The sequence below is a fragment of the Exiguobacterium sp. SH1S21 genome, from assembly GCF_004337175.1.
GTDB lineage: Bacteria > Bacillota > Bacilli > Exiguobacteriales > Exiguobacteriaceae > Exiguobacterium > Exiguobacterium aurantiacum_A.
This window is the reverse complement of sequence record NZ_SJUY01000007.1, coordinates 194,632-202,042: the sequence shown is the minus strand read 5'-3', so window position 1 is coordinate 202,042 and position 7,411 is coordinate 194,632. Positions and strand designations below refer to the sequence as shown.

The 7,411-nt window shown below is 49.9% G+C and carries 5 protein-coding genes and 1 rRNA gene; all 6 read right to left on the bottom strand.

The window, feature by feature from the left end; genetic code table 11:
- Positions 1-106, bottom strand: a 16S ribosomal RNA gene (locus EVJ24_RS11165); the annotation flags it as partial.
- Positions 107-331: 225 nt separating this feature from the next.
- Positions 332-1,321, bottom strand: a complete 990-nt coding sequence (locus tag EVJ24_RS11160) for an HD-GYP domain-containing protein (RefSeq protein ID WP_131441361.1) — start codon at positions 1,319-1,321, stop codon at positions 332-334.
- Positions 1,322-1,382: 61 nt separating this feature from the next.
- A complete protein-coding gene (gene gyrA / locus EVJ24_RS11155; protein ID WP_131441360.1) occupies positions 1,383-3,971 on the bottom strand; it encodes a DNA gyrase subunit A in 2,589 nt (862 codons plus the stop codon).
- Positions 3,972-3,993: 22 nt separating this feature from the next.
- A complete protein-coding gene (gene gyrB / locus EVJ24_RS11150; protein ID WP_131441359.1) occupies positions 3,994-5,922 on the bottom strand; it encodes a DNA topoisomerase (ATP-hydrolyzing) subunit B in 1,929 nt (642 codons plus the stop codon).
- A gap of 54 nt (positions 5,923-5,976) precedes the next feature.
- Positions 5,977-7,095: a DNA replication/repair protein RecF gene (recF, locus tag EVJ24_RS11145; protein WP_131441358.1), complete on the bottom strand. Its 1,119-nt coding sequence runs from the start codon at positions 7,093-7,095 to the stop codon at positions 5,977-5,979.
- A gap of 1 nt (position 7,096) precedes the next feature.
- Positions 7,097-7,312 carry a S4 domain-containing protein YaaA gene (yaaA, locus tag EVJ24_RS11140; RefSeq protein ID WP_070329328.1) on the bottom strand — a complete coding sequence of 72 codons (216 nt, stop codon included), beginning with the start codon at positions 7,310-7,312 and terminating at the stop codon, positions 7,097-7,099.
- Between the last annotated feature and the right edge of the window lie 99 nt (positions 7,313-7,411).

Here is a 7,411-nt window from a genome sequence, read left to right as displayed (position 1 = left end):
CCGTCGACTTCCCCCCGAAGGGTTCCGTCGATTTCCTGCGCTCGACTTGCATGTATTAGGCACGCCGCCAGCGTTCGTCCTGAGCCAGGATCAAACTCTCCAAAGAATTTGATATAGCTCTTGAAAATGACGAAGCTTGCGCTTCAATCAAAACTTGTAAAACTTTTTTTGCCTCATCGTTCAGTTTTCAAAGTTCGTCTGTCGCTCTTAACGACTCATTAATAGTATCATCTGTAATTATATTCGTCAACTATAAAAATAAAATATTTTAAAAGAATAATATCTAGCGTATTCTTTCAACGGCACTATATAGAAGGAACACGCTAGACGGTTATTGAAAAGCGACGATTCGAACCTCATCAAGTTGAGACAAATCGTACGTTTCTTGCGTTGGTTCAGCGATCACGACCGGTTGTTCCACGCTCGGCGTGTAACCTTGAATCGTTCCGCGCACACCGCTGCTCAGTAGGACAGTCCGTCCTACATCGTAAAAACCGAGCAGTGTAGCTAAAAGCGTCAACGCTTCCCCATCGTATGCCTCATTTTGCCACATATAAAAATAAGCATCTTCTGCTGTCAACGCTGACCTGAACGTACGTGGGGCTGTCAATTGGCAGAACCGATCAGCGACGATAAACAACGGTGATGCAGGATGGAGGGCTCGTTCTTCTAGCCGATTCGGAAAACCTGACCCGTCTAAGCGTTCATGATGTTCGGCAATCAATTTACCGACCCTGGCTCTAAGTGTCTGATCTTGCGGTAACATCGCAAACGAGACGAGCGGGTGCTGATACAACAACTCTCGTTCCATTTTTGTGAAATAGCGCATGTGGGACCATTTTCGTATTTTAGCGTAGCTCGCATCTGCGAAATAAGAAGCCACGCCATAATCGAATTGAATGCGGTGTTCGTCTCCTCGGTATTTCGATAGCGTCTTGGCTACTAAGGCTCGATAAATCGCATGATGAATCACATGATTTTTTCGAAGTGGTTGATTCGTGAAGAAGGTGACGATGGCCGATAGCGGATATTCACGTTTAAACAGTTGATGGACGAATTCAAGCGCTTCGTAAGGGTTAGGGGCAATTCGTTCTTCCCATTGATTATAATGCCGTTCATATTGGAGCACTTTTGCACATAAATCGATTTCCTCGTCGCGAGTAAGGGGGCGACATTCGACCGGAGCAACATCAATCGCTCCCACCTTTAAAAAACGGAGCAAGCGTAAATGTTCGTTTGTCAGTTTCGTTCCTGCCTCTAACGAAGAAACTGACGTCAAAAGCGTCATCCCAACGTGAACGTTTGAAATGGCAAGTCGCATGCTCATCCCTCCTGATTGTATGAAAAAAGGTCGAACGGAAGCACCGTTCAACCTTTTCGTCTTACTCAGTCTCTTCAGACGATGGGCCAACTTCGGGTGCTTCATCAACAAACCCATTCTCCACATCAACTGTCGATTCCTCTTCTAATTCATCTTCTAATTCATCTTTTTTCAGTTTAGCAATTGTCGCCAAGCGATCGCCATCTTCGATATTCATGACTTTGACACCGCGCGTGCTACGCCCCATTTGCGAAATTGTTTGGGCATCGATTCGAATCGCGACACCGAGCTCGGTCATGAGCATGATGTCATCATCTTCGTCGACTACGCGCATCCCGACGACAGTTCCGCGGTCTGTCTTGATTCCGATAATTCCAGAACCGCCTCGACCTTGTGTACGGAATTGTTCCATCGCCGTGCGTTTGCCGTATCCTTTTTCCGTAATGATGAGCACGTCTTGCGTCGGGCGTACGATTTCCATCGAAACGACTCGATCATCATCTTTCTTCAGTCGAATCGCACGTACACCGCGAGCGGTACGGCCCATCGAACGGACCTCACCTTCGAGCGGGAAGCGAATCGACATCCCTGCGTGTGTCACGATCAACATCTCGTCGTCGCTCTTCGCGAGACGTACGGTAACGAGCTCATCGCTATCATTTAAGCTGATAGCACGCAACCCGTTTTTGTTGATGCGAGCATAGGCAGAAAGCGGTGACCGTTTGACAAGTCCGTGCTTCGTGATAAACACGAGTGACAATTGCTCATCAGCCACTTCTTCTTCTTCTTCTGAACCTTCACCAGTGTCCTCAACGATGGCTTTGTCCGCCAAATAGCTATTGAAGTCGACCGGGATCATCGTTTCGACCTTCTCGCCCTTATCGACTTGGAGCAAGTTGATAATCGGCATCCCTTTCGCGGTTCGGCTCATCTCAGGAATCTCATATCCTTTCAAGCGGAACACGCGACCGAAGTTCGTGAAGAACAAGATCGTATCGTGCGTTGAAGCAGATAAGAGGCGCAATACGAAGTCTTCGTCATTCGTACCCATTCCTTGTTTCCCTCGACCGCCGCGACGTTGTGTGCGATACGAGTCACTCGGAATCGATTTGATGTAGCCTTCGCTCGTCAGTGCGATCATCATGTCCCGAACCGGGATCAAATCCTCATCCTCAAGCTCGATGATGTCGGTACGGATCACCGTACGACGTGCATCGCCGTAACGCTCTTTGATTTCAGTCAACTCATTGCGAATGATTTCGAGAAGGAGTTCCTCATCCCCTAAAATCGCACGCAATTCTTCGATCAACGTACGGATCTCACGATACTCGCCTTCGATTTTCTCGCGTTCAAGACCGGTCAACCGTTGGAGACGCATATCGAGAATGGCTTGTGTCTGCTCTGTTGATAGTCCGAAGCGAGCAATCAATTTCTCACGGGCCTCGTCACCGGTCCGCGTGCTGCGGATGATGGCGATGACTTCATCGAGGTGGTCGAGCGCGACACGGAGACCTTCGAGAATATGCGCACGCGCTTCTGCCTTATCGAGGTCGAACTGCGTCCGGCGCCGAACGACTTCTTTTTGGTGTTCGATGTAATAATAGATCGCTTGTTTCAAGTTGAGCGTTTTCGGACGTCCTCCGACGAGCGCGAGCATGTTCACCCCGAACGTCGTTTGCATCGGCGTCTGTTTATACAAGTTGTTCAAAATGACGCTTGCGTTCGCATCGCGGCGTACCTCGATGACGACGCGCATCCCGTTTCGGTCCGACTCGTCACGAAGGTCTGTGATGCCCTCGATTTTCTTGTCGCGAACTAGGTCAGCAATCTTTTCAACGAGACGGGCTTTGTTCACTTGATACGGAATTTCATGGATGAGGATGCGTTCACGGCCGTTCTTCAACACTTGGATCTCGGCTTTCGCGCGCATCGTGATCGATCCGCGACCTGTCTCATACGCCCGGCGAATACCGCTGCGTCCTAAAATCTCACCAGACGTCGGAAAGTCCGGACCCGGAATGTACTGCATGAGCTCTGAAATCGTGATGTCCGGATTGTGCGTGAGCGCAAGCACGCCATCGATTACTTCGTTCAAGTTATGTGGTGGTACGTTCGTCGCCATCCCGACCGCAATCCCGCTCGTACCATTGACGAGGAAGTTCGGGAAACGGGCCGGCATAACGACTGGTTCTTTCTCTTCACCATCAAAGTTTGCTTGATAGTCGATCGTGTTTTTACCGATATCGCGCACGAGTTCCATCGCGATTTTCGACATTCGGGCTTCCGTGTAACGCATTGCCGCTGCCGAGTCTCCATCGACGGACCCGAAGTTTCCGTGGCCATCGACGAGTTCATAGCGATAACTGAAATCTTGGGCCATCCGCACCATCGTCTCGTAAACGGCCGAATCACCGTGTGGGTGATACTTACCGATGACGTCACCGACGACACGGGCAGACTTCTTATGGGGCTTGTCGGCACGAATCCCGAGCTCGTTCATCGCATAAAGGATACGGCGGTGAACCGGCTTGAGACCATCTCGCACGTCCGGGAGGGCACGCGACACGATGACGCTCATCGCATAGTCCATGAACGACGTCCGCATCTCTTGGCTAATATTTATATCCTTGATATTTTCTTGTTCTGCCATTCGTTATTGCCTACCCTTCTTTTTAAATATCGAGGTTTTTCACGTAGTGTGCGTGTGACTGGATAAAGTCACGGCGCGGCTCGACATTGTCGCCCATGAGCGTCTCAAAGACCTCATCTGCCTCGATGGCGTCTTGAAGGTCGACACGAAGCATCGAGCGAGACTCTGGATTCATCGTCGTGCTCCAAAGTTGTTCCGGGTCCATCTCACCGAGACCCTTGTAGCGCTGTACACTATAGCGCGCGTTCTCAGGAAGCCGTTTGATTGCTTCTTGGAGTTCGCGGTCGTTTTGGACGTAAACAATCTCTTTACCATGTTTTACACCGTAGAGTGGCGGCTGGGCGATGTAGACGTAGCCGCTCTCAATAAGTGGCCGCATGTAACGATAGAAGAACGTCAGCAACAGTGTCCGGATATGGGCACCATCGACGTCGGCATCGGTCATGATGATCAACTTATGGTAACGCGCCTTGCCGAGATCGAATTCGTCGGCGATCCCGGTCCCAAGTGCCGTGATGATTGTCCGGACTTCTTGGTTGGCTAAGATTTTATCGAGTCTTGCTTTCTCGACGTTGATGATCTTACCTCGGATTGGCAAAATCGCTTGGAAATGACGGTCGCGTCCTGACTTGGCTGATCCACCGGCCGAGTCACCCTCGACGATGTACAGTTCAGATTTCGATGCGTCCTTCGATGAACAGTCGGCCAGCTTACCTGGCAACGAGCTGACTTCAAGGATGCCTTTACGACGTGTCATTTCACGGGCGCGTTTGGCCGCGAGGCGGGCACGGGCTGCCATGAGCCCTTTATCAACGATGAGTCGGCCAACCGACGGGTTCTCAAGCAAGAACTGTTCGAACGTCTCGCTAAAGAGTGAATCTGTCACCGTACGGGCGTCAGCGTTACCGAGCTTCGTCTTCGTCTGTCCCTCGAACTGCGGTGACGGGTGTTTGACCGAGACGATCGCGGTCATCCCTTCACGCACGTCGTCGCCAGAAAGACTGCCATCAGCCTCTTTCATCAATCCAAAGCGTTTGGCGTAATCGTTGATCGCCCGTGTCAGTGCCGTTTTGAACCCGGTCTCGTGCGTTCCGCCTTCGTGTGTCGGAATGTTGTTTGTGAACGAGTAAATATTGCTCGAGAACCCTTCGTTGTACTGTAGCGCGATCTCTACTTCGATCCCGTCTTTCGTACCGTGTACATAAACAGGCTCCTCGTGGATCGAGGACTTCGAACGGTTCAAATGCTCGACGTAAGACTTGATCCCGCCTTCGTAATAATAATTGCGCTCAATCGTTTCGTCGCCACGCTCATCTTTCGCGACGATGCGGAGTCCTTTGTTCAAGAAAGCAAGTTCACGCAAGCGCGTTGCGAGAAGATCAAAATCATATTCGAGTGTTTCTTCGAAGATATCTCCATCTGGGAAGAAACGAACCGTCGTACCGGTCGTGTCAGTCGTGCCGACAATCTCGAGCTCACCTTGAGGTGCACCACGTTTGAACGATTGATAGTAAACGTTACCGTTTCGGCGTACGAACACTTCGAGCTTCTTCGACAAGGCGTTAACGACGGACGCCCCGACTCCGTGCAAACCGCCCGACACTTTATATCCACCGCCGCCAAATTTACCTCCGGCGTGGAGAACGGTGAAGATGACTTCGACGGCAGGACGTCCTGTCTTTTTCTGAATGTCGACCGGAATCCCCCGGCCGTCATCTTCGACCACGACAGAGTTGCCTGGTTCGACCGTCACGGTAATCGTTTCACAATGACCGGCGAGCGCTTCATCAATCGAGTTGTCGACGACTTCCCACACTAAGTGGTGGAGCCCGCGTGAACTCGTCGAACCGATATACATCCCTGGGCGTTTACGAACGGCTTCTAACCCTTCAAGCACTTGAATCTGATCGGCACCGTAATCTTGCATTTGTTTTTCGTTTTCGTTACTCATCGGTTTCATTCACCTACTATACATGAATTGGTGTTCATAAGGATTGGTCGTACGTTAGACAGATTCCGTCTCAACTTTACCTTGTTTCACGTGAAACAACTTGGCTTGTTGAATCGTTTCGTGAGCAATTCCATCGATATTGGTCGTCGTAATAATCGTTTGGACTTTCTGCCCCATCGTATCAAGCAGATGGGTTTGGCGATGATCATCTAATTCAGATAAGACGTCGTCTAACAACAGCAGCGGATACTCCCCGACCTCTTCGTGGATCAGTTCAATCTCCGCTAGTTTTAACGACAAGGCCGCCGTGCGTTGCTGGCCCTGTGAACCGAACGTTTGGACGTTCCGATCATTGACGTACAGTTCGAAGTCGTCGCGATGGGGACCGAACAAGGTCACACCTCTTCTTCGTTCGTTCTCTCTTATTTTATCAAACTTTTGCCGATACGTTTCAAACATCTGTTCTTTCGTGTGACGTTCTTTTTGAAACGTGTCCGAGACGTATTGAATCGTCAACGTTTCTAAGTTCCGAGTGATTCCTGCATGGATCGGTCCGGCCCATTTCTCAAGTTGATCGATAAAATGGTGGCGCCTGGAGACGATTTTTACGGCAAGCTCAATCAGTTGGTCGGTGAGCACTTCGAGCAATGTCTCGTCCCCACCTTTGATCGACAGTTGTTTTAAAAATGCATTCCGTTGCTTCAGTGTTTTCAAATACTGAGTCAAGTCATGTAAGTAAATCGGACTGACTTGTCCGATTTCCATATCTAAAAAACGTCTTCGTCCTTGAGGGCTGCCTTTGACGATCGCAAGATCTTCTGGCGCGAACAAGACGACGTTGAACGCTCCGACGTAGTCACTGAGCCGTCGTTGCTCGAGGTGGTTCAGTTTCGCTTTTTTCCCTTTCGGAGAAAAGCTCAGCGACTGTACCGTTTCACCGGTACGTTTATGGATCCGACCCTCGACGACGGCCGTTTCCGCTTCCCACCCGATCAGTTCACGGTCTTGCGTCGTCCGATGCGACTTTGCGAGCGCAAGTACGTAAATCGATTCAAGCAGATTTGTTTTGCCTTGGGCGTTCTCACCGATGAGAACATTCGTCTGTTCTGAAAAATTTAGCTCAAGGGCTTCGTAGTTGCGGTAGTTTTGCAGTCGAATCGACAATAAGTGCACGTTAGTTCCCCTCGATTTGGAAGTCCCCGTAGCCCTCGACTTCAATCTTGTCTCCGTCGCGGAGTTTACGGCCGCGGCGTTGATCGACCTCGCCGTTCACTTTGATCTCAACGTCTTCCAAAAAGAACTTCGCTTGGCCTCCGCTTGAAATAATATCAGCTAATTTTAAAAATTGTCCGAGTGTTACATACTCGGTCGTAATCGACACTTTTTCCATGTCGTCACTTCCTTTCCTTCATACTTTTCACAAAAAATCGCCATACATATTAGTTTATCGAAAAACGTCGAATAAGGCAAAAATAGGGATGATAAGGTG

Excerpts from the sequence above, each read along its gene's own strand:
- EVJ24_RS11160 (WP_131441361.1), bottom strand. The coding sequence starts at position 1,321 with ATGCGACTTGCCATTTCAAACGTTCACGTTGGGATGACGCTTTTGACG.
- gyrA (WP_131441360.1), bottom strand. The coding sequence starts at position 3,971 with ATGGCAGAACAAGAAAATATCAAGGATATAAATATTAGCCAAGAGATG.
- yaaA (WP_070329328.1), bottom strand. The coding sequence starts at position 7,312 with ATGGAAAAAGTGTCGATTACGACCGAGTATGTAACACTCGGACAATTT.
- gyrB (WP_131441359.1), bottom strand. The coding sequence starts at position 5,922 with ATGAGTAACGAAAACGAAAAACAAATGCAAGATTACGGTGCCGATCAG.